The 21,163-nt window shown below is 72.1% G+C and carries 21 protein-coding genes, 1 tRNA gene and 1 pseudogene; 12 read left to right on the top strand and 11 right to left on the bottom strand.

What is annotated here, in order from left to right; all coding sequences use genetic code 11:
* Positions 1-135: 135 nt before the first annotated feature.
* The 5 genes from IE99_RS0113395 to galU form a co-directional block, all read right to left on the bottom strand.
* Entirely contained in the window at positions 136-768 is a 633-nt protein-coding gene (locus IE99_RS0113395; RefSeq protein WP_245623186.1) for a GNAT family N-acetyltransferase, read from the bottom strand.
* 62 nt (positions 769-830) lie between these two features.
* Positions 831-1,316, bottom strand: coding sequence for a MogA/MoaB family molybdenum cofactor biosynthesis protein (locus IE99_RS0113390; RefSeq protein WP_245623185.1), 486 nt, complete (start codon positions 1,314-1,316; stop codon positions 831-833).
* Positions 1,313-1,783, bottom strand: a complete 471-nt coding sequence (gene moaC, locus IE99_RS0113385; RefSeq protein ID WP_157610275.1) for a cyclic pyranopterin monophosphate synthase MoaC — start codon at positions 1,781-1,783, stop codon at positions 1,313-1,315. Before moaC ends, IE99_RS0113390 begins: the two co-directional genes overlap by 4 nt.
* 5 nt (positions 1,784-1,788) lie before the next feature.
* The gene (gene glp, locus IE99_RS0113380; protein WP_030169145.1) at positions 1,789-2,997 is read right to left on the bottom strand and encodes a molybdotransferase-like divisome protein Glp; all 1,209 of its coding nucleotides are present in this window, start codon (positions 2,995-2,997) and stop codon (positions 1,789-1,791) included.
* Positions 2,998-3,023: 26 nt separating this feature from the next.
* Positions 3,024-3,941: a UTP--glucose-1-phosphate uridylyltransferase GalU gene (gene galU / locus IE99_RS0113375; RefSeq protein ID WP_030169142.1), complete on the bottom strand. Its 918-nt coding sequence runs from the start codon at positions 3,939-3,941 to the stop codon at positions 3,024-3,026.
* A 33-nt stretch (positions 3,942-3,974) separates the two neighbouring features.
* Here galU and IE99_RS0113370 point away from each other — a divergent pair, with 33 nt between their 5' ends.
* The 6 genes from IE99_RS0113370 to IE99_RS0113345 all read left to right on the top strand — a co-directional run bounded on the left by IE99_RS0113370 (position 3,975) and on the right by IE99_RS0113345 (position 10,557).
* On the top strand, positions 3,975-4,556 hold the full coding sequence (locus IE99_RS0113370) for a 5-formyltetrahydrofolate cyclo-ligase (RefSeq protein ID WP_030169139.1): 582 nt from the start codon (positions 3,975-3,977) through the stop codon (positions 4,554-4,556).
* A gap of 199 nt (positions 4,557-4,755) precedes the next feature.
* Positions 4,756-6,243 carry a potassium/proton antiporter gene (locus tag IE99_RS0113365; protein ID WP_030169136.1) on the top strand — a complete coding sequence of 496 codons (1,488 nt, stop codon included), beginning with the start codon at positions 4,756-4,758 and terminating at the stop codon, positions 6,241-6,243.
* Positions 6,244-6,361: 118 nt separating this feature from the next.
* The gene (locus IE99_RS0113360) at positions 6,362-6,727 is read left to right on the top strand and encodes an FmdB family zinc ribbon protein (RefSeq protein ID WP_030169133.1); all 366 of its coding nucleotides are present in this window, start codon (positions 6,362-6,364) and stop codon (positions 6,725-6,727) included.
* 331 nt (positions 6,728-7,058) lie between these two features.
* Complete coding sequence (locus IE99_RS0113355; RefSeq protein WP_051712462.1) at positions 7,059-9,191, top strand: MMPL family transporter; 2,133 nt, start codon at positions 7,059-7,061, stop codon at positions 9,189-9,191.
* Positions 9,192-9,325: 134 nt separating this feature from the next.
* Positions 9,326-9,922 (top strand): Flp pilus assembly protein CpaB, encoded by a 597-nt coding sequence (gene cpaB, locus IE99_RS0113350; RefSeq protein WP_030169127.1) that lies wholly within the window; start codon positions 9,326-9,328, stop codon positions 9,920-9,922.
* A 221-nt stretch (positions 9,923-10,143) separates the two neighbouring features.
* On the top strand, positions 10,144-10,557 hold the full coding sequence (locus tag IE99_RS0113345; RefSeq protein WP_030169125.1) for an MscL family protein: 414 nt from the start codon (positions 10,144-10,146) through the stop codon (positions 10,555-10,557).
* Position 10,558: 1 nt separating this feature from the next.
* Here IE99_RS0113345 and IE99_RS0113340 read toward each other — a convergent pair whose 3' ends face one another.
* Positions 10,559-11,581 (bottom strand): D-alanyl-D-alanine carboxypeptidase family protein, encoded by a 1,023-nt coding sequence (locus IE99_RS0113340; protein ID WP_051712461.1) that lies wholly within the window; start codon positions 11,579-11,581, stop codon positions 10,559-10,561.
* Between the two features lie 638 nt (positions 11,582-12,219).
* Here IE99_RS0113340 and IE99_RS0113335 point away from each other — a divergent pair.
* Positions 12,220-12,292 (top strand) — tRNA-Arg (locus IE99_RS0113335).
* A gap of 196 nt (positions 12,293-12,488) precedes the next feature.
* On the opposite strand, the gene IE99_RS31845 is transcribed toward IE99_RS0113335, so the two are convergent.
* Positions 12,489-12,659 carry a hypothetical protein gene (locus IE99_RS31845; protein WP_157610263.1) on the bottom strand — a complete coding sequence of 57 codons (171 nt, stop codon included), beginning with the start codon at positions 12,657-12,659 and terminating at the stop codon, positions 12,489-12,491.
* On the opposite strand from IE99_RS31845, the gene IE99_RS30270 reads away from it, so the two are divergent.
* Both IE99_RS30270 and IE99_RS0113320 read left to right on the top strand, forming a co-directional pair.
* Positions 12,641-13,078, top strand: a complete 438-nt coding sequence (locus IE99_RS30270; RefSeq protein ID WP_245623184.1) for a DUF5753 domain-containing protein — start codon at positions 12,641-12,643, stop codon at positions 13,076-13,078. The genes IE99_RS31845 and IE99_RS30270 overlap by 19 nt on opposite strands.
* Before the next feature lie 15 nt (positions 13,079-13,093).
* Positions 13,094-13,267: pseudogene (locus IE99_RS0113320) on the top strand (DUF397 domain-containing protein); the annotation flags it as partial.
* Between the two features lie 125 nt (positions 13,268-13,392).
* Here IE99_RS0113320 and IE99_RS0113315 read toward each other — a convergent pair.
* Entirely contained in the window at positions 13,393-14,457 is a 1,065-nt protein-coding gene (locus tag IE99_RS0113315) for a hypothetical protein (RefSeq protein ID WP_030169113.1), read from the bottom strand.
* Positions 14,458-14,487: 30 nt separating this feature from the next.
* Positions 14,488-14,838: a hypothetical protein gene (locus IE99_RS0113310; protein WP_030169101.1), complete on the bottom strand. Its 351-nt coding sequence runs from the start codon at positions 14,836-14,838 to the stop codon at positions 14,488-14,490.
* Positions 14,839-15,164: 326 nt separating this feature from the next.
* Between IE99_RS0113310 and IE99_RS0113305 the strand changes: the two genes are divergently transcribed.
* Genes IE99_RS0113305 through IE99_RS29115 form a run of 3 tightly spaced genes read left to right on the top strand, consistent with a single transcriptional unit; the run spans position 15,165 to position 16,624 of the window.
* The gene (locus IE99_RS0113305; RefSeq protein ID WP_051712460.1) at positions 15,165-15,551 is read left to right on the top strand and encodes a hypothetical protein; all 387 of its coding nucleotides are present in this window, start codon (positions 15,165-15,167) and stop codon (positions 15,549-15,551) included.
* Positions 15,548-16,222, top strand: coding sequence for a DUF6766 family protein (locus IE99_RS0113300; protein ID WP_030169094.1), 675 nt, complete (start codon positions 15,548-15,550; stop codon positions 16,220-16,222). The genes IE99_RS0113305 and IE99_RS0113300 overlap by 4 nt, the downstream gene beginning before the upstream one ends.
* A gap of 9 nt (positions 16,223-16,231) precedes the next feature.
* On the top strand, positions 16,232-16,624 hold the full coding sequence (locus IE99_RS29115) for a YchJ family protein (protein ID WP_030169090.1): 393 nt from the start codon (positions 16,232-16,234) through the stop codon (positions 16,622-16,624).
* Here IE99_RS29115 and IE99_RS0113290 read toward each other — a convergent pair.
* Both IE99_RS0113290 and IE99_RS0113285 read right to left on the bottom strand, forming a co-directional pair.
* The gene (locus IE99_RS0113290) at positions 16,605-17,870 is read right to left on the bottom strand and encodes an alpha/beta fold hydrolase (protein ID WP_030169087.1); all 1,266 of its coding nucleotides are present in this window, start codon (positions 17,868-17,870) and stop codon (positions 16,605-16,607) included. The genes IE99_RS29115 and IE99_RS0113290 overlap by 20 nt on opposite strands.
* 7 nt (positions 17,871-17,877) lie before the next feature.
* On the bottom strand, positions 17,878-21,075 hold the full coding sequence (locus tag IE99_RS0113285) for an AfsR/SARP family transcriptional regulator (RefSeq protein WP_037559346.1): 3,198 nt from the start codon (positions 21,073-21,075) through the stop codon (positions 17,878-17,880).
* Positions 21,076-21,163: the final 88 nt, after the last annotated feature.

Genomic DNA, 21,163 nt, shown 5'->3' with positions numbered 1-21,163 from the left:
ACGCCACGCACGGTACGAGCCGGTGTCAGACGTTGACGAGCATAAGGGGCGGTGTGTCGCGAGATCGCGGCCGCCGTTACTCTCTGTTTGCCGGATCTTGTCGACCGCAGGATTCTTCCGGCCGAAAGGCGGCGGTCACGAGGATGGGCGCGGAAATGCCTGGTCACGGCCGGTGCGCCAGCGGCTGCGGAGACCGCCGGGGACATCCTCGACGGTCAGGGCATAGCAGATGTGGTCGCGCCAGGCGCCGTCGATGTGGAGATGGCGGCGGCGAATTCCCTCTTCGCGGAATCCGAGTTTTTCGACGACCCGGCGGCTGGCCGTGTTCTCGGGACGGATATTCGCTTCGAGACGGTGCAGGCCGACGGTGAAGAAACAGTGGTCGACGGCCAGGGCGACGGCCGTCGGAATGATGCCGCGGCCGGCGACGTTGCGGTCGACCCAGTAGCCGATCTGCGCGGAACGGGACGAACCCCACACGATCGCGCCGATGGTGAGCTGGCCGACGAAGGCGCCCTCGTGGGTGACGACCCAGGGCAGGGCGAGCCCCTGGCGGGCCTCGCGGCGCATGGTGTGGACCATGCTGAAGTAGGGGCCGAGGCCACTGCGGAACAGCGGCGTCTCCGGGTTGGTGGGCTCCCAGGGGCGCAGCCAGTCCGCGTTGCGGACCCGGAGTTCGCGCCACGCGGCGGCGTCGCGCTGCCGGAGCGGGCGCAGCGCGACAGCGTCATCGGTCAGGGTGACCGGCCATCCCCGCAATCGTTCCACGGCTCCATGATTCCCTGGTAGGACAGGTGGACGCCATCAATTGTGGCCGACGAATCCTCGAGTCACACCGGCGGGCGGGGGTGGTCGCCGCCCGCGATCTGGTCGACGGCGTGCGCGAGGACGCGTCCGAGGACGGCCATCCCGTCGCGGACGCCGCCGGTGGATCCGGGCAGGTTGACGACGAGGGTGCGGCCGGCGAGGCCGGCGAGGCCGCGCGACAGGATCGCCGCGGGGACCTTGTCGCGGCCTTCGAGGCGGATCGCCTCGGCTATGCCGGGAACCTCCCGGTCGATCACCGTGCGGGTCATCTCGGGGGTCCGGTCGGACGGGGTGAGGCCGGTTCCGCCGGTGGTCACGACCACGTCGTAGCCCTCGGCGACGGCGTCGCGGAGGGCCGCGGCGACGGGCTCGCCGTCCGGGACGACGACCGGGCCGTCGGTGTCGCAGCCCAGGCCGGTCAGCAGCTCCACCAGCACGGGGCCGGACTTGTCCGCGTACACGCCGGCGGCGGCGCGGTTCGACACGGTGACCGCGAGTGCGCGCGTCACCGGCGCCACACACCGGTCTTGCCGCCGGTCTTCTCCTCGACCCGGACGTCGGTGATGACGGCGGCGGGGTCGACGGCCTTGACCATGTCGACGAGGGCGAGGGCGGCGACGGTGACGGACGTGAGCGCCTCCATCTCGACGCCCGTGCGGTCGGCGGTGCGGGTGACCGCGGTGATCGCGACGCCCTCGTCCTCGATCGCGAGCTCGACGGTGACGCCGTGGAGCGCGATCGGATGGCAGAGCGGGACGAGGTCGGGGACGCGTTTGGCGCCCATGATCCCGGCGATGCGGGCGACGGCGATGGCGTCGCCCTTGGGCATGTCGCCGGCGCGCAGCAGCTCGACGCATGCCGCGGAGAGCCGGACGAAGCCCGTCGCGGTCGCGGTTCTGGCCGAGACGTTCTTCGCGGACACGTCGACCATGCGTGCCGCGCCCTTCTCGTCCAGGTGGGTGAACTCGGTTCCCATGGCGCTCATGACGGCAACCTCATGACGTCGACGTGTGATCCGGCCGGCAGGGACTCGGCGTCCTCGGGGAGGACGATGAGCCCGTTCGCGGAGGACAGCGAGGCGAGCTGGTGCGAGCCCTGCGTGTCCGCCGGGGTGGCGGTGTAGGAACTGCGGGTGAGGGTCAGGTGCGCGCGCAGGTACTGGCGCAGGCCGGGCGGGGACGTGACGTCCTCGGTGAGGACGGCGCCGACGATCGGGAGCGATTCCGCCGGGAGGCCCTGCATGGCGCGCAGTGCGGGCCGGACGAACACCTGGAACGCGACGTACGCGCTGACCGGGTTGCCGGGGAGGGTGAAGACCGGGACCCCGTCGAGCAGGCCGAAGCCCTGGGGTTTGCCGGGCCGCATCCGCACCTTGTGGAAATCGACGGTGCCGGTCCCGGTGAGGGCCTCCTTGACGACGTCCCGGGCGCCCATGGAGACGCCGCCCGTGGTCACGATGGCGTCGGCGCGGACGAGCTGGTCGCGGAGCGTCCCCATGACCTTCCCCGGCTCGTCGTCGATCGTGGCGTGGCGGTGGCCCACACCGCCGGCCTCCGCCACCGCCGCGACGATCATGAAGGAGTTGGACTCCCAGATCTGCCCGGGGCCGAGCGGCGTACCGGGTTCGCGCAGCTCGGTGCCGGTGGACAGGACCACCACGCGCGGCTTCGGGCGGACGGTGACGTGCCCGCGCCCGACGGCGGCGAGCATGCCGAGCTGGGCCGCGCCGAGCCGGGTCCCGGCGGCCATGACGACCTGGCCGGCCCGGACGTCCTCCCCGGCCCGCCGGATGTGGTTTCCGGGCGGCGCCGAACGGGTGATCCGGACGGTCTCGGTTCCGCCGTCCGTCCACTCGACGGGGACGACGGCGTCCGCGCCCGCGGGCAGCGGCGCCCCCGTCATGATCCGCGCGGTGGTGCCGGGGGCGATGGCCGGCACGCCCGGTTCGCCGGCCATGTTGTCTCCGGCGACCGGCAGCGTGACCGGGTCGGCCTCGCTCGCCCGCGCGATGTCGGCCGCGACGACGGCGTACCCGTCCATCGCGGAGTTGTCGAACGGCGGCAGCGGGACGGGCGCGGAAACGGGCTCGGCGAGCACCGCTCCCCGCGCGTCCGGCAACGCCAGATCGACCGGCGGCAGTTCCCGGACGCTGCCGAGGATCGCCGCCAGATGCTCTTCAACGGATCTCATGGCCACCGCACCAGTGTGACGGGTCGTCAGGCGGTCCCGGACGCGTCCTGGCCGCGGACGAACTCGCGCAGCCACGGCATGAACTCGGGGGCGAGGTCGGGGCGCTCGGACGCGAACTGCACCACGGTCCGGAGGTACTCCAGCTTGTTGCCCGTGTCGTAGCGGCGTCCGCGGAACTTCACGCCGTACACGCCGCCGCCCTGCTCCGCGGGCATGTCCGTGAGGGTGCGCAGCGCGTCCGTGAGCTGGATCTCGCCTCCGCGGCCGGGAGGGGTCTTCTCCAGGACGTCGAAGACGGCCGGGTCGCAGACGTAGCGTCCGATGATGATCCAGTTGCTGGGCGCCTCGTCCGCCGCGGGCTTCTCCACGAGATCGGTGATGCGGACGACGTCGTCCTCGTCCGTGGCCTCGATCGCGGCGCAACCGTACGCCGACACCTGGTCGGGCTCCACCTCCATGAGGGCGACCACGCTGCCGCCGTACTCGCCGCGCACCTCGATCATGCGCCGCAGCAGCCGGTCCCGCGCGTCGATCATGTCGTCGCCGAGCAGCACCGCGAACGGCTCGTGGCCGACGTGCTGGCGGGCGCAGGACACCGCGTGCCCGAGGCCGCGCGGCTCGCCCTGCCGGACGTAGTGCATGATCGCGAGGTCGCTGGACTCGCGGACGGCGGCGAGCCGCGCGTCGTCGCCCTTCGCGCGCAGCGCCTCCTCGAGCTCGTAGGCTCGGTCGAAGTGGTCCTCGATGGACCGCTTGCTGCGCCCGGTGATCATGAGGACGTCCGTGAGGCCGGCGTCGACCGCCTCCTCGACGACGTACTGGATCGCCGGTTTGTCGACGATGGGCAGCATTTCCTTGGGAGTCGCCTTGGTGGCGGGCAAGAATCGGGTACCGAGACCGGCCGCCGGGACGACCGCCTTGAGAACAGGTGCAATGTCGGCCATAGACAGACCCTAGTCATCCGTGAGGACCACAGCGTGCAGGACATCGCCACGAAGACCGCTCTCCGCGCGGAATCGCTCGCCCGGCGTGCCGCCCTTTCCCCCGAGGCCCGTTCGGCCGCCGCGAGGTCGATGCGGGACGCCCTGCTGGGCGTCCCGGAGGTGGAGATGGCGGGCACGGTCGCCGCGTACGTCTCGATCGGCTCCGAGCCCGACACCCGCGGCCTGCTGTTCGCGCTGTGGAAGAGGGGCACGTACGTCCTGCTCCCCCAGCTGCTGCCGGACGGCGACCTGGACTGGGCGTCGTACGAGGGGCCCGATTCGCTGGCGCCGGGTCCGCGCGGGCTGCCGGAACCCACCGAGCCCGCGCGCGGTCCGGAGGCCGTCGCGAGCGCGGACGTCGTCCTCGTCCCCGCGCTGGCGGTCGACCGCGCGGGGATGCGGCTCGGGCGCGGGGGCGGCTCCTACGACCGGGCGCTGGCGCGCGTGGGCCCCGCGATCCTGACGGTGGCGCTGGTGTACGACGCCGACCTGGTGGACGTGCTGCCGGGCGAGGCGCACGACCGTCCCGTCCGTGCGGTGGTGACCCCGGCGGAGGGGTTCGTCCGCTTCCCGTGAGGCGCCCCGGGCGGGACGGCAGGGCCTGGCGGGCACTTCCGGGACGTCCGTGAGGGACGTGTTCAACGGGGTAGATGCGCAGATCAGAGGGCGGTGACGGGTTGGCGGCGGGCACGTTCCGTCAACCGGAAGTGCGCGATCGGTCCCTGAATCTGTAGGATTCCTAAACGATCATTTCGCCGACCTCGAAGGGTGGGATGTGCACCTCGACATCTGGCTACTCCTCGGGGCCGTGCTGGTACTCTGCGCCATCATCGCGGTCCGCCTGTCGCACAAGGCGGGGCTCCCGACGCTCCTGGCCTACATCGGCCTCGGCCTGTTCATCGGCGAGTCCGGCCCCCTCCACATCGACTTCGACAACGTCCACCTCGCCGAGACGCTCGGCATCGCCGCCCTCGTCCTGATCCTCGCCGAGGGCGGTATCACCACCAGCTGGCAGCGCGTCCGGCCGACCGTGCCGGCCGCGATCAGCGTCTCGTTCCTCGGCACGCTGATCAGCATCGTCGTGCTGGCCGGTGCCGCCATGTGGCTCATCGGGCTCGACTGGCAGGCCGCGTTCCTGCTGGCCGCCGTCCTCGCCCCGACCGACGCGGCCGCCGTGTTCTCGGTGCTGCGGCGGCTGCCCGTTCCGCCCCGGCTCATGGGCCTGCTGGAGGCGGAGTCGGGCTTCAACGACGCCCCCGTCGTGATCATCGTCGTGACGCTCAGTACCGCGGACACGTCCGTGCCCGACATCCCCGCGCTGCTCGCCATGATGGTGTACGAGCTGATCGTGGGCGCGATCGTCGGCGTCGGCATCGGCTGGCTCGGCGCGCAGGCCCTCCGCCGGGTCGCCCTGCCCGCCTCCGGCCTCTACCCCATCGCCGTCCTGTCGCTGTCGGTCGGGTCCTACGGCGCCGCCTCCCTGCTGCACGCCAGCGGATTCCTCGCGGTGTACGTGTCGGCGGTCGTCCTCGGCAACTCCCGACTGCCGCACCGGCCCGCCACCCGGGGCTTCGCGGAGGGCATCGGGTGGCTCGCGCAGATCGGCCTGTTCGTCATGCTGGGCCTGCTCGCCTCCCCGGGCGCGCTGCCGGCGCAGATCGTCCCCGCGCTGGTGATCGGGTTCGTGCTGCTGCTCATCGCCCGCCCGATGTCGATCATCCTGTCCACGATCGGCTTCCGGTTCACCTGGGGCGAGAAGCTGTTCGCCTCCTGGGCGGGACTCCGCGGAGCGGTGCCGATCGTCCTCGCCACGATCCCGATGGTGGAGCAGGTCCCCGAATCCGGACGGATCTTCGCCATCGTCTTCAACATCGTGTTCGTGTTCACGCTCCTGCAGGGGCCCACGCTCCCCCTGGTGGCGCGCTGGTGCCGCCTGGAGGCCGATCAGGAGACCCGGGAATTGGACGTGGAGGCGGCTCCGTTGGAAGAGCTGCACGCCGACCTCCTGGAGGTCCGGATCCCGCCCGACTCGATGCTGAGCGGAGTGGAGATCTTCGAGCTGCGCCTGCCGCAGGGCGCGGCGGTGACCCTCGTGGTGCGGGACGGGACGAGCTTCGTCCCCGAACCCACCACGCCTCTGCAAGCGGGAGACACGCTCCTGGTCGTGACCACGGACAACGTCCGGACGGCCACGGAGCGCCGCTTGCGGGCGGTCAGCCGCCGCGGCAAGCTGGCGGGCTGGTTCGGCGAGACGGGCGCGTGAGCGGCGCGCGGAACAGGCCGGGGACGAATCCCGTTCCACACGTGGGTACCATTAGCAGTCGTTAAGAGAGAGTGCCAGTCAGGGCCGCGGCCCCGGCTGCGTCATCGAGGAGGAAACCGTGCCGACGTACCAGTACGTTTGCACCGATTGCGGCGAGCCTCTGGAGGTCGTGCAGAAGTTCAGCGACGACGCGCTGACCGAATGCCCGGCGTGCCAGGGCCGGCTCCGCAAGGTCTTCTCCGCCGCGGGCATCATCTTCAAGGGGTCCGGCTTCTACCGGACCGACAGCCGCGGCTCCGGCAAGTCCTCCTCGACGGTGGGCTCGCCTGCGACCTCCACGTCGGGTGCGGGGTCGGACGCGCCCGCCTCCAACGGATCGTCCTCGTCGGGTGCCGACAAGGCCGCCTCCTCCTCGGGTGCGAGCGACTCGTCCGCGTCCTCCTCGGCCGGTACGAGTTCCTCCTCCTCCGAGAAGGTCGCCTGACTCCTCCCGGAAGGCCGCCGGGTTCCGCCTCCCGGCGCCCGTTTCGGTCGTCCCTGACCGCGCCTGGGGGATGACCCTGAGGGCGCCGCCCGGCCTGCGAACCCGGGGATCCACGTCCTGACGTGGGCTCCCCGGGTTCTTGCATGCCCGAGTCCCGTCGGCGGCGGCCCCGCCGGTATCAGGGACGCCTACGCCTCTGGTGGTAGCGGACGCGCCGCCCCTGCCGCACACGGAGTAGCGCAAGTAGGGACCGCCGCCGGAGGCGCCGCGGGCCCTCCGACGCGACGATTGTCGAACGCCTGACATCGCGGATCGCCTTCGGAGAGAAACCATGAGCGCACACAGCCCGGCTCCCCCCAGAACACCGGCCCACCGCGTCGCAAGCCTGATCGCCGGCCGCCGGACGAAGTGGGCCGTCCTCGCCCTCTGGGTCGTCCTGCTCGCCGCCCTCGGCCCCCTCGCCGGCAAGCTCGGCGACGTCGAGGAGAACGACGCGGCCGCCTGGCTCCCGGCGGGGGCCGAGTCCACGAAGGTCGTCGAGCTCCAGGAGCAGTTCCGCGAGGACGAGACGATGCTCGCCGTCATCGTCTACGAGCGCCCGTCCGGCATCACCGCCGCCGACCGCGCCAAGGCCACCGCGGACATCGCCGCCATCGACCGTCTCCCCGGAACCGAGAAGGCCCAGGGCCCCTTCCCGTCCAAGGACGGCAAGGCGCTCCAGACGCTCATCCCGATCGCCGGCGAGGACGAGCTGATCGACGTCGTGGACGAGTCGCGCGACCTCGTCAAGCGGGGCCCGCCCGGCCTCGCGGCCCACATCACCGGCCCCGCCGGAGGCGGCGCGGACCAGTTCGCCGTGTTCGAGACCATCGACGGCTTCCTGCTGATGGCCGCCGGCGCCGTCGTGATCATCCTGCTGCTCATCATCTACCGCAGCCCCACGCTGTGGTTCGTCCCCGTCCTCAGCGCCGTCTTCGCCCTCGGCCTCGCCCAGGCCGTCGTCTACCTGCTCGCCAAGAACGCCGGGCTGACCGTCAACGGGCAGAGCGCCGGGATCCTGACCGTCCTCGTCTTCGGGGTCGCCACCGACTACGCCCTCCTGCTCGTCGCCCGGTACCGCGAGGAGCTGCACCGCCACGAGGACCGGCACGAGGCCATGGCGTTCGCGCTGCACCGCGCCGCCCCCGCCATCATCGCGTCCGCCGCGACCGTCGCCGTCGGCCTGCTCTGCCTCATGGTCGCCGAGATGAACTCCACCGCCGGCATGGGCCCGGTGGCCGCCGCGGGCGTCATCACCGCGCTCGCCTCCATGACCACGCTGCTGCCCGCGCTGCTCGTCATCTTCGGACGCTGGCTCTTCTGGCCGCTCGTCCCCCGCTACGACGCCAAGTACCTCGCGCCCGAGGCGTTCGAGGCCGAGCACGGCATCTGGAGCCGGATCGCCGCGTTCGTCGGCCGCCACCCGCGCGCGCTCTGGGCCGCCACCAGCGTCGGCCTGGCCGCGCTCCTGTTCGGCCTCGGATCGCTCAACGCGAACGGCCTCTCCAACGAGGGCCAGTTCACCGGACGCCCCGACTCCATCGTCGGAGCCGAGGTCGTCGCCCGCCACTTCCCGGCGGGCTCGGGCGACCCCGCCGTCGTCATCGCCAAGGCCGCCGCGTCCGACGAGGTCGCCGCCGCCATCACGAAGACGCCGGGCATCGCCGAACTGGGCCGTCCGGCCACCGTGAACGGGTACGTGCAGTACGAGGCGACCCTGCGCGCCGCCGCCGACAGCAAGGCCGCGCAGGACACCATCGACCGGCTCCGCGACGCCGTGCACGCGGTCCCGTCCGCGGACGCGAAGGTCGGCGGGACCACCGCGACGACCCTCGACATCAACCGGGCGTCCGACCGCGACAACATGCTCATCATCCCGATCGTGCTGGCCGTCGTGTTCCTCATCCTGGTGCTGCTGCTGCGCGCGCTCGTCGCACCGCTGCTGATGATGGCGACCGTCGTGCTGTCGTTCCTCGCGTCCCTGGGCGCCTGCGCGCTCATCTTCAAGCACGTCTTCGGGTTCGAGGGCACCGACACCGGGTTCCCGCTCCTGGCGTTCATCTTCCTGGTGGCCCTCGGCGTCGACTACAACATCTTCCTGATGCACCGCGTCCGGGAGGAGGCGCAGTCCCTCGGCACCCGGCGCGGGATCCAGCGCGGCCTGACCGTCACCGGCGGCGTCATCACCTCCGCCGGCCTGGTCCTCGCCGCCACGTTCGCCGCCCTGGCGACGCTGCCGCTGGTGTCCATGGCGGAGATGGGCTTCGTGGTCGCGTTCGGCGTCCTGCTCGACACCCTGATCGTGCGGTCGCTCCTGCTGCCCGCCCTGTCCTATGACATCGGACGGCGGATCTGGGCGCCGAGCCGCCTCGCGTCCCCCCAGGACTCCGGCGAAACGGAACGGGAGAAGGTCCTGGTCGGCTGAGTTATCCACAATCGGCGACGACTCCGCCGACCCGCCGCCGCCCCGGCTACGTTCGTCGCCATGTCATCGGATTCCCCGCCCACCGCCGCCCCGGACCGCGTCCGGGGCGGCGCGCCCCTTTCCCCGAGCCCGGCATGACCGTCCGGTCAGCGCGCTTCAGAAGGCTGCTGGCGGCCGTGCTGGCCGCCACGGCGACCGCCCTGTCCCTGCACGCCCTGCGGCCCGCACAGGCCCCGTCCGTCCGCGTCCTGGCCGCCGCCCGCGACCTGCCCGCCGGCGCGAGGCTCACCGAGACCGATCTGCGCTCATCGCGGCTTCCGCCCGAGGCGGTCCCGTCCGGAGCCCTCCGCTCCGGCGCCACCGGCCGCGTCCTCGCCGGTCCCGTGCGGCGGGGCGAACCCCTGACCGACGCCCGCCTCCTGGACGGCACCCTCGCCCGAGACCACCCGCCGGGCACGGTGGCCGCCCCGATCCGCATCGCCGACGCCGCGACCGTCCGGCTCGTCCGGCCCGGCACGCGCATCGACGTCCTGGCCGCCACCCCGGACGCCCCGTCCGGCGCCCCCGAGGCCCGCACGATAGCCACGGACATCCCGGTCATGGCGGTACCGCCCCGCGGGGAGGGCGAAGCACAGGAAGGAGCGCTCCTGCTGGTCGCGGCGACCCGCCCCCAGGCCCGAGCCCTGGCGGCCGCGGGCCCCGCCCTCTCCCTGACCATCACGCCCCACTGACCCCGCCCGTCCACCCCCGCCGCAGGCGGGCAACCGCCCTCCGGCTGTCGTCCACGCGGCCTCGTCCGGGGCCAGGTCGGTGCGCGCCGCCTGTCGATGCGCTCGCGCACGCCCTCCCCGCTGTAGGTTCTGGACGTCCATCGAACCGATACGCGGTGTCCGATTCGGCGCCGTCCATCTGCGTCCCCGGCGGCCGGGGCGCCCTCACCTCGGGAGCGGCCTTGAGCGGCTTCAAGAAATTCCTGCTCCGCGGGAACCTGGTCGAACTCGCGGTCGCGTTCGTCGTCGGCGCGGCGTTCGCGAGCCTCGTGAAGGACTTCACGACCTCGTTCATCACCCCGCTGATCGCGCTGCTCGGCGGCAAGCCCGACTACACCCGCCTGACGGTGGAGATCAGCGGCACGAAGTTCCCGTACGGGGTGTTCGTGACGTCCGCGATCACGTTCGTCATCACGGCCACGATCGTGTACTTCCTCGTCGTCCTGCCGACGCAGAAGCTGCTGGAGCGTCTCGACCGCAAGCAGGAGGCCACCGAGCGGGAATGCCCGCAGTGCCTCGGCGACGTCCCCGTCCAGGCGCGGCGCTGCCGCTACTGCACCAGCGAGATCGTGCCCACCACGGAGATGCCGCGCTAGGTCATTGCGCTGTGCCGAACTCCCAGTGCCAGGGCTCGAACGGGTTGCTGTAGGCCCACGACGGATGGAACCACCCGTACTTCCGCGAGTTGGCCTCCATCCAGTTGAACTGGAGCGACCCGGAGCTCTGCACACCGCCGCACAGGTCGAGGGCCTGCCCCTTGCCGTGGTTGCTGGTGCCGGGAACGGCCGCGAACCCGGGCCGCGCCGAGTAGATCCGATGCTGCTCGGCGAGGTTGCGGTAGGAGTCCGTGACGCACATGTCGCGGCCGAACCTGCGCCGGTACGCGGCGTTCAACTTGTAGAAGGCGAGCGCCGCGTCCGCGCGGAGCTGGTTCCCCCGCTGCGGCAGCGGACACAGGTACTTGGACGGGATCAACCCGTTCGGGAACTGCCCGGCGTCGTCGGCGAGGGTCTTGTCGCACCCGAACTCGAGCCGCGTGTCGCGCCCGACCTTGCCGAGCGCGGTGGTGAGCTGCTTCGTGAGCTGCGCCGACCGCTCCTTCAGCCCGTCGATCTGCTGCTGCACCTTCGTCTGCTCGATCGCGTTGCGGGACTGGAGGTCCTGCGCGGTGGACGCGAGCTCCCGCCGGCGCTTCTGCAGCGCGTCCGCGCGGTCCACCAGCGCCTGCTGGGACTGGGCGAGCATCGTCACGTCCGCCGACGCCCGCAGCGCGGCGTCCGGCTCGCCCTCCCCGAAGACCGACAGGGAACCGACGGCGCCCGACTGCTGGTACGCCGAGTTCGCGAGCCGGGCGAGCGGCTCCCTGATCCGGTCGAGCTCCGTCTCCGCCACCGCGAGGTCCCTCAGCGTGTTCCGCAGCTTGACCTGGGACACGGCGAGCGCCTTGCGGCGGTCCACCATCTCCGCGGTGGCCTTCTCCAGCTCCGTGCGGGCCTTCGTGGCCTCCCGGCGCAGCGACTCGAGGGTGTCGACCGGGTCGGCGGCCACGGCGCCCTGCGGCACCAGCATCGCCATCACCAGGAAGCCCGCGGTCAGCGCCGCCGACCGAGGTTTCGGCACAGTGGTTTTCCTCCTGATGCCCAAATGCCTGACAGCGGCAGAACGCTACTACACGTTCACGGTGACCAGGCTCTTTCGTGCTCAGGGAGTAGCGTAACCATGCCGTTCGCACCACCTGCGCAAGAAGGGCAGGGGGCACCGCTCCGGCCGTTCCGGCTGTTCGGGCCGCCTGGCGGTCGGCGTGGGACGGGTCGAGGGCCGCTTCGTCGGCGTGGCGGCCGGCCTCACCGGAACCCGGGCCGGGACCGGCGCCTTGGTCTCCGCCTCCGGGCGCGGGGCCGGGGCCACGTACACCCCGAGCGTCGGCTCCGGCGCCGCCTGCGGGCCCGCCGCCCCGGCATCGCTGCGCCCGCGCGGCTCCGATCCGTCCGACCCGCCGAACGCGATCACACCGGCCAGCAGCAGCGGAACAGCGGCGCCACCGGCGAGAAGAGCGATCCGCTTCTTCCCGGGTGCCCGCTTCTCCGCAGCCTCGCCGTCCAGCTGCCCACGATGCCGACCCGTCACGGGACCGCAGCGTACCTCACCTGCACCTTTGGGCCTAGGGCCCACAAATCACCCCATAAGAGTAGGCACCCAGCACCCTTCTTCCCCTAGGCTAGAGAGGCCGTCCGCTACGCTCGCTCGTGCGACGACACGCCTCCGTAGCTCAGGGGATAGAGCACCGCTCTCCTAAAGCGGGTGCCGCAGGTTCGAATCCTGCCGGGGGCACCGGGATCATCGACAAGAGCAAGCCCCTGACCGACGCCGGTCAGGGGCTTCGCGCTGTGTGCGGTTGTGCAACGCCTTGTGGGAGCGAGCCGTACGGCGCACCGGGCGGAAGGCGCGGCGGAAGGTGGCCGGCGTCGGTTCTCCCCAGTCAGCCGGGCTCGGGAGCGCGGTCTTGCCAGGGCTCCCGTCACGGCTGTCAGTCGTCGACCTGCTCCAGAGCGGTCCACAACTCTTCGACCTTGCGGCGGGCGGCTTCGACGGCCTCCTCGACGGTGCCTTTGAAGAACCGCCCGTCCAGCGTCTTGGAGCGGCGCGGCCGGTGCGCCCGGGGGGTACGCCAGGGCCATCTTGGCGGCAGCGGGTCCACAGGATGTCGACGCCCACCTCGCGAAGCGCATGAAGCGGCAGGAGGTCCTCAATCGCGACCCAGGCCCCATCATGCGCGTGTTCCTCGACCAAGGAGTCATCGAGCAGCCGGTCGGAGGCCAAAGGATCATGCGTGCCCAACTCGCCTCGGTTCTGGAGTGGGCGCAACACCCGAACATCACTTTCCGGGTCGTCCCTCGCCACGTCGGCGCGCATGTCGGCCGCGACGGTTCATTCAAGATCATGACGGCTGGAAACGCCGAGATCGCCTACACAGAGGCATGCGGAGGTGGAAGACTGGTCGTGGACTCAACAGAGGTCCGCTCGTTCCGGCTGCGGTTCGACCGCATCAGCGACCTGGCTTTGCCCGTCGGCGCCTCGATCGAGCTGATCACGCAAGCCGTGGAGGGGCTTCATTGACCCGTTTGGCGCAAGTCCGCCCACAGTGGCACCTCCGGCCAGAGTGACTGCGTGGAAGTTGCGTACCTCGGACGAAACATCGGCGTGCGGGACTCCAAGGCTCCCCAGGCTCCTCACCTGGTGTTCGGCGCCGCCGACTGGCGTGCGTTCGCCGAGCGTGCGAAGCGCGGCGAACTCGACCTCCCCTGACCCCTCACCGGCCTCATGCGAGCCCTCGGTCCCGATGCGGGCCGAGGGATCCTTGCTCGGTGCGGCCGCAGAGCCGATCTTGTCGTCCGGTGCACCCCGTGGCACGCACCCGAAGATGTAGACGGTCAGGGGGTGGTCTGCTCCAAGGGTTCGCTGGGGCTGCGCTTCCATGGTTCCTCAGCCGGCGGGACGTCACGTAACCACCGCGACTCCCATGGTTCCCTGGGAAAGTACGTCCAGTAGTCCAGTGCGGGATTGCCGGCCACCGCGAACGGAGCGCCGCCGTCGTCCACGACGATCTGCTCGTTGCGGCCGTTGAGCGTCGCGGTGATCGCCAGCCTGAATCGGCAGCTCCGATGCTTGAAGGACAGCGTCATCACATCGAACGACTCCGTTTCCCCCTCGGCGAGTGTGAATCCGAAGGGCTGAGCCGCTCTGGGGTCGATCTTGGATGCGCCGTCATCGCCGGACCGGTCCTCTGGGAGGCGGGGAAAGAGCAGCGGCTTGGGCTCCGCGGAGTCCAGGTCGAGCAGGATGACCCGTGGCGTCAGCGGATCGGCGCCCCCACCTGACCAGAGGCGTGTGCCTTTGAGCGGTGGCCCGCATGCCAGGTCCGTGACCCGCATGCTGCGAAGAGCGGCCGCCCCGCCCGTCAGGTTCTGCACTGTGACGCTGAAGAAGAGACGGTTCACCGCTACACCGCCGCGTTCTTTGACGAACCGGTACAAGCCGTCCGAGAGGCGTTCGCCATTGACCTTCGGAGCGCCCCGGACGACCCGAGGGCTGGGAATGATCCAATCCTCTTGCCGTCCGTACATCTCCAGGAGTTCACGCGATCGCAGGTTGAGCGGATTGGTGTCCGTCACCGCTTTGATCAGCGGCTCGGTGGCGGACGGGGTGGTCGGCGCGGACCCGGACGGCGCTGCTCCCGCCACGGGTCGCTGCCCGGCGGCTCCGTCCGATGCCTCGCGTTCCGGGTCCCTGATCTGCCCGCGCACGTAGAACGCTCCGACGATCACGATGGTCACCACCAGCACGACCGCCATTCCGATGAGGAACCTGGACAGGGTGAGCACGCCGACGTTCCCGCTCAGCTGGTAGAGGTCGCGGCCCACCCTGGTGTGCGAAACGTGCTGCCGCGCGCCGTCATCCTTCGGCCCGCTGCTCTCCCCGGAATCGGAACTCCCCATCACGCCCCCGGGCCTCGGCGAGGCGAAAGATCAACCTCGCGGGTCATGGCGGTCGCTCCGCTGGATCTGGGACAGGTCGCCCTCTACCTCCGACCGCGTGATCCGCTGCTGCCCGGGACCGTGCATCTCCTGCGACGCCGAGCCGCCCACCGTCACGTCCTCGGCCACCTGGGACGCGGGCTCGGGGCTCTGCTCCGCGCGTCCGTCACCCACGGTCAGCCATGCCTGCAGGACCCCTCCGACCACGACCACGACCACGGCGCAAAGGCCCCAGGCCAGCGTCCACCTCTCCGTGAACATGCCGGTCGCCACGTTCACAGCGGCGGCCACCGCGACCGTCCCCACCCCGGCCCACACCCTCCGCCGGATGCCTGAAGTCATCGCCGTCCCCCGCGATCAGTGACGATTCCATGCCTCTCGCTACACATCGCAGTATCACCAGTCGGCCGGTCGAAGAGCGTCCACCGCACGCCGAAACGAGGAGGCCGAAACCGGCCCCGGCAACCGCGAGAACCACGATTGCCGGGACGGGTCCGCCGAGAACGACGGGTCCGCCAGGTGCCCGCTGATCCGCGCCATGGCCGCCTATGGCCGTCTCTTCCGGCTCGCCCGTCGGCACGGAGCATGTCCAGGCCAGGCTCCGATTCGGCTGCTCGCGTGCGGTTGTCACCGCGTTGCTTCCGGTGAGCGGCGGGTAGGGCTTGCGCATGAGGTGGAGAGGGGGTGTCGCGTTCGGGTTCGTGCTGGTGGGGGCGGTGTCCTGCTCGTCCGTCGACGATCGGGCGGTGGCGGATGAGGCGGCGGCGTTCCTGCGGGCGCTGCAGAAAGGGGACGGGGCCGGCGCCTGCGCCCGGTTGCTGCCCCGGGCCGCGGAGAGCCTGGAGTCGGGCGGGAAGGCGTGCGCGGACGAGGTCCTCGGGCTGGACGTGGCGGTGGGTGGGGTGCGCGGCGTCGAGGTATGGGGCGACCACGCGCTCGTCCGGGCCGGTGGGCAGGCCGTCTTCCTGAGCCGGTGGGGGCCGGGGTGGCGGGTCGCGGCGGCGGGGTGCGAGGCGCGTCCGGACGAGCCGTACGCGTGCGAGGTGGAGGCGTGAGGCGGTTCCTGCGCGACAACGGGCTCACGCTGTTCTTCCTGCTGCTCACGGTGCTCGCCCTCGTGGGGCAGGCCTTCGCCGGGCACGCGCGGTACAACGAGCGGCAGGTCGCGGGCGGCGGCGGGACGGTGAGCCTGTGGCACTTCGTGACGAGCGCGGAGTTCGCCGTCGATGTCACGGAGAACTGGCAGTCCGAGTACCTGCAGTTCTTCCTCTACATCTTCATGACGGTCTGGCTGGTGCAGCGCGGGTCGCCCGAGTCCAAGGAGATCGGGAAGGAGGGCACCGAGTCGGACGAGGACCAGCAGGTCGGCCGCTACGCCGGGCCGGACGCGCCGCGCTGGGCCCGGGTGGGCGGGGTGCGGGGGCCGCTGTTCTCGCGATCGCTCGGGCTGACGATGGGCGCGCTGTTCCTGGCGTCCTGGTTCGCGCAGTCGGTGGCGGGACGGTTCGCGTACAACGGCGACCGGCTCGCGGAGCGGCAGGAGACGGTGTCCTGGGTCGGCTATGTGGTGTCCGCCGATTTCTGGAACAGGTCGCTGCAGAACTGGCAGTCGGAGTTCCTGGCCGTGGCGTCCATGGTGTGGCTGTCCATCTTCCTGCGCCAGCGCGGGTCGCCCGAGTCGAAGCCGGTCGGTGCGCCCCGCGGCGCGACCGGTGTGGAGGGCTGATTGCGCGCTGTGGACAATGGGCGGGTGGCTGGGTGTCCTTGCGGGGTCGGTGGAGGTTACGGGGAGTGCTGTGGTCGTCTGCACCGCGGGGCGGCGCGCGCGCTGACCGCCGAGGAGCTGATGCGGTCGCGGTACAGCGCGTTCGTCAAGCGGGACGAGGCGTATCTGCTGCGGAGCTGGCATCCCGCGACGCGTCCCGCGACGGTGGAGTTCGATCCCGAGCTGCGGTGGACGGGCCTGGAGATCCTCCGGGTGGAGGACGGCGGGCGGTCCGACACCAAGGGGGTCGTCGAGTTCCGGGCGTCGTACGGGGACGGCGTCATGCATGAGGTGAGCCGGTTCGTGAAGCACGACGACGCCTGGGTCTACGTCCGGGGGAAGACTATTTCTCACCCCGCATGAGGCCGATGAGGTGGTCGAGGACGCGTGCGTCCGCGGAGAGGCCGTTGTGCTCGTACTCGCTCGTCACCCAGGTGCGGATGCCCGGGATGACATCCGCTGTCTCCAGCGACATCTCCCGGTGCACGTACATGTCGTCGTAGTAGACGGCGGCGGCGACCGGGACGGTCGTGGACGCGAGGCGGTCGCGGTCGTAGAGGGCCGGCCACTCCTGCGCCGCCAGGATGTCGGCGCACTCGCGCAGCGGGGCCAGTGCGGGGTCCTCCTCGAAGAGCCACGGGTGGATGGTCTCGCCCAGGAAGCGGAAGTCGTCCGCGAGCGGGTCGAACTCGGGGAGTCCGGCGAGGATCCTGTCGGCCGACCAGTTCGATGACGTCCCGTTGCAGAGGCACGCCTCGTGCACGAGCGCGTAGAGGGGCTGGAGCGCGAACGAGACGTGGTCGTGGACGCCTCGCAGGAAGGTGTCGGAGAGCCGCCCGTCCGGGAGGAACGCCTCCTCCAGGAGGTAGTGGAGGTTGTCGAAGAGGACGGAGTGGCCGAGGCCGAGGCCGACCGTCTGGAAGCGGCGCGCGGTCAGCCGCTCCCCGGTGGGGAGCCGTTCGTCGGACGCGTCGAGGTGCCGCGCGATGCGGCGGGCGATCGCCTGGTCGTCCGGGTAGCGGGCGAAGTAGCGCTCGTTCTTGGCGGCGATGCCGCGGTAGGACGCGCGGTACCAGTCGTCCGGGGTCGCGGTGAGGCTGGGCAGGCCGCCGGTGATGAACGCCTCCCGGAGCCCCTCCGGCGCGATCGACAGGTACGTCACCGCGCAGAAGCCGCCGAAGCTCTGCCCGAGGACGCTCCAGGGGCGGTCGCCGATGAGGTGGCGGCGGAGCAGTTCGGCGTCCCGCACGATGGAGTCGGCGCGGAAGTGGCGCAGGTGGGCGGCGGCCTCCGCCGGGGCCGCCGGGAGCGTCCGCCGGTCCGCGGGTGCGCTGCGCCCGGTTCCGCGCTGGTCCAGGAGCAGGACGCGGTAGTCGCGGAGCGCGCGCGGGAGCCAGGCGGCGGGTGACGCCCCCGGGCGCACCGCCTTGTTGCCGGGGCCGCCCTGGAGGAACAGCAGCCAGGGGAGGTCCGCGGACTCCTTGCCCGGCGCCACGACCTCCCGCGCGTAGATGCGGATGGACGGCCCGTCCGGTGCCGAGTGGTCGAGCGGGACGTCCAGGAAATGGTCGGTGCAGACGAAGCCGGGGCGGCGGAACGTGGACGGCATGGTCCTACTATCGCGCCTGATCAGGGGCGGACCAGACGGAGGGACCCCGGGGAGGCGCCTGCTCCGCGCGCCGGAGGATGTCCGCCGGCTCCAGCGAGGAGCCCTCGGCCGCCGCCTTGGCGAACGCCTCCTCGCCCAGGGCCCCGGCCAGGCGGGCCGTGATGCGGTCGATGTCGTCCTGTTCGGCCGGCCCCGGGCGCAGCCGGGCGGACGCGCGGATGTCGGCGGCCTTGCCGAGCGCCGCCGCGGCCTCCCGGTGGCGGTCGGGGTGGAGGCTCAGGGCACCGGCGAGGCCCTCCAGGGAGAACGCGAGGTCGCGCGGCGCCTCCAGCCGGATAGCGACCGCGAGGGCGTCGCGCTGGAAGGTCACGGCGGCGGCCGCGTCCCCGCGCGCCTCCGCGACGTATCCGAGCCCCACCTGGACGAGGGGGAGGAACAGGGGCGGGAACCCGTCCGTCGGCACCGATCGCAGCATGCGGCCCAGGCGCTCCTCCGCCTCGTCCAGATGTCCCTCCCTGCGCGCGGTCAGCCCGAGACCGAGCTCGGCGAAGGACACCGCCTGCGCCAGGCCCTGCTCCACGCCGACGCGGTGCGCGCGTCCGAACAGGGTCCGGGCCTCGGCGGGCCTGCCGAGCATCATCGCCGTCCAGCCGCGCCACGCCATCCGGACGGCGACGTCCGGCCACAGGCGCAGCTCCTCCGCCATCCGCTGCCCCTCCTGCTGGAGGCGGCCCGCGCGCTCGTAGTCGCCGGTCAGCTCGGCGCCCGCGGCGAGCCATTCGCCGGCCTGGAGGCGTCCCCACCGGTCGCCGAGGCCGGTGAACAGGTCGGCGGCCCGTGCCGCGTCGCGGGCGAGGGCGCCGGGGTCCCCGTGCGCGTGCGCGTGCTTGGCGCGCAGCAGGAGCGCCGCGGCCTCGCCCCAGCGGTCGCCGGACGCGCGGAAGGCCGTCAGTGCCTCGTCCAGGACGACCGCGCCCTCCGCCGCGTCGTCGTGCTCGGAGGCGGCGAACGTGAGGAACCAGCGCGCCCACGCCCGCAGCGCGGGATCCCCGGTCGCGTCGACGAGGGCGAGGGCCTCGGCGCGCCGGGACATCGCGGCGGGACCGGCCCCCTTGAGGATGCCGAGTCCGGTATGCCAGGTGACGGCCTTCGCGCGGGCGGCCGGCGAGCCGCCGTCGAGCGCCAGCGCCGCCTCGAACGAGCGGAGGGCCTCGTTCAGCCGCCCTCGCAGGAACCAGTACCAGGCGAGGGCGTTGACGAGCCCGAGCGCGCTCTGAGCGTCGCGGGCGGTGACGGCGGTGTCGATGGCGGTGCGCAGGTTGGCGGCCTCCGCGTCCAGGATCCGCAGCCGGCGGGGCTGATCCGGCCCGTACAGGTCCTTTTCGGAGACCTCCGCCAGATGGAGGTGGTAACGGAGGTGCCGGTCGCGGGTGGTCTCTCGCTCACCCGCCTGGACGAGGCGCTCCGCGCTGTAGGCGGCGACCGATTCCAGGAGCCGGTACCGGGGTTCCTCGCCGGGCCGGTCCGACATGACGACGAGGGAGCGGTCGACGAGCCGGACGAGCAGGTCCATGACGTCCAGTTCGTCCACGTCTCCCCCTGCGCAGACCTCCTCCGCCGCTTCGACCGTGCAGCCGTCGGCATGGACCGCCAGCCGCCGCAGGACGGCACGCTCCGGTTCCCCGAGCAGGTCCCAGCTCCAGTCGATCATCGCGGTGAGGGTGCGCTGCCGGGCGGGGGCGCCGCGGTGGCCGGTGCCCAGCAGCCGGAACCGGTCGTCGAGGCGTTCCACGAGCTTGTCCACTCCGAGGGACCGGACGCGGGTGGCGGCCAGTTCCAGGGCGAGCGGCAGACCGTCGAGGCGGCGGCACAGTTCGGCCACGGCGTCCGCCGTCGTCTCGTCCATCCGGAACCCGCGCGACGCCGCCCGCGCCCGCGCCGCGAACAGCCGTACCGCGCTTTCCTGCGCGAGGGGAGGAACCGCCCACACGACCTCCCCGGCGAGGCCGAGCGGCTCCCGGCTGGTCGCCAGGATCCGGATGCCCGGGACGCGGCGGAGCAGCCCGTCCGCGAGGGCGGCGGCGTCCTCCACCACGTGCTCGCAGTTGTCCAGCACGAGCAGGAGGCGCCGGCCTCCCAGCGCCGCGGCGAGCCGGTCCAGGGGCGCCGCCGGGGCGCCGGGCATGTCCCGGACGTCCAGGACGGCCGTGACGGTCTCGGTGAGGTCGGGGAGGGTGGACCGGTCGAGCGCCGCCAGTTCGGCCATCCACACCCCTCCCGCGTAGGCGTCCGCGAGCCCCGCGGCGGTCTCCACCGCGAGGCGTGTCTTGCCCACGCCTCCGGGGCCGGTGAGGGTGACGAGGCGGGCGGTGCCGAGGCGTGCGCGGATCTCGGTGACGGAGTCGTCCCGTCCGATGAGTTCCGAGGACGGGACGGGCAGGTTCGACCGCGGCGCAGGCGGGTCCAGCGCGGGGTCCTGGTTCAGGATGGCCGTCTGGAGGCCGGCCAGTTCCGTCCCCGGATCGAGGCCCAGTTCGTCCGCGAGGAGTGTGCGGTACCGCTCGTAGGCTTCGAGCGCCTCGTTCTGCCGTCCCGCCCCGTACAGGGCGCGCATGTGCGCGGCGCGGAGCCGTTCGCGCAGCGGGTGCGCGGCCACGGCGGCGGCGAGCTCACCGGCGAGCGCGGCGTGCTCGCCGAGCTCGAGCCTGGCCTCCGCCTGCTCCTCCAGGGCGGTGACGTGCAGTTCCTCTAGCGCGGTGATGGCGGGGCGGGTGAACTCCTCGTCGGCGAAGTCCGCGAACGCGGGGCCGCGCCACAGCGCGAGCGCGTCCGCCAGCAGCCGCGCCCTGGCCGAGGGGTCCGCGGTCGCGCGCGACTCCGCCAGCAGCTCCCGGAACCTGACGGCGTCCACGTCGCCGCCGTCCAGGACGTAGCCGGCCGGACGCGTCGCGACGAGTGCCCGCGCGCCCGGTTCGGCGTCCTCCAGGACGCGCCGCAGCTGCGACACCCGCACCGACAGGGAGGCGCCGGGGTTCCCCGGGGCCGTGTCGCCCCACAGGTCGTCGATCAGGCGGTCGGCCGGGACGGGGCGGCCCTCGTGGACGAGCAGGTCGGCGAGCAGGGCGCGGACCTTGAGGCCGGGAATGGGGACGGGCACGCCGAGATCCGTCCAGACGGCGAGCGGTCCCAGAACCCCGAAGCGCATGAGCGGCACCATAACGCGCCGGAGGACGACGGTAAGAAATCCATAAACGGGGTGCAGCACAGTAGGGACATCGACAGCACGGTCCAAG

This window comes from Spirillospora albida (assembly GCF_000718255.1).
GTDB lineage: Bacteria > Actinomycetota > Actinomycetes > Streptosporangiales > Streptosporangiaceae > Spirillospora > Spirillospora albida.
This window is presented reverse-complemented; position numbering and strand designations above follow the sequence as displayed.

Coding starts and splice junctions, on each gene's coding strand:
- IE99_RS0113315 (WP_030169113.1), bottom strand. CDS start 14,457: ATGGGGAGTTCCGATTCCGGGGAGAGCAGCGGGCCGAAGGATGACGGC.
- IE99_RS0113305 (WP_051712460.1), top strand. CDS start 15,165: ATGAGGTGGAGAGGGGGTGTCGCGTTCGGGTTCGTGCTGGTGGGGGCG.
- glp (WP_030169145.1), bottom strand. CDS start 2,997: ATGAGATCCGTTGAAGAGCATCTGGCGGCGATCCTCGGCAGCGTCCGG.
- moaC (WP_157610275.1), bottom strand. CDS start 1,783: ATGGGAACCGAGTTCACCCACCTGGACGAGAAGGGCGCGGCACGCATG.
- cpaB (WP_030169127.1), top strand. CDS start 9,326: ATGACCGTCCGGTCAGCGCGCTTCAGAAGGCTGCTGGCGGCCGTGCTG.
- IE99_RS0113290 (WP_030169087.1), bottom strand. CDS start 17,870: ATGCCGTCCACGTTCCGCCGCCCCGGCTTCGTCTGCACCGACCATTTC.
- galU (WP_030169142.1), bottom strand. CDS start 3,941: ATGGCCGACATTGCACCTGTTCTCAAGGCGGTCGTCCCGGCGGCCGGT.
- IE99_RS0113355 (WP_051712462.1), top strand. CDS start 7,059: ATGAGCGCACACAGCCCGGCTCCCCCCAGAACACCGGCCCACCGCGTC.
- IE99_RS0113310 (WP_030169101.1), bottom strand. CDS start 14,838: ATGACTTCAGGCATCCGGCGGAGGGTGTGGGCCGGGGTGGGGACGGTC.
- IE99_RS0113285 (WP_037559346.1), bottom strand. CDS start 21,075: ATGCGCTTCGGGGTTCTGGGACCGCTCGCCGTCTGGACGGATCTCGGC.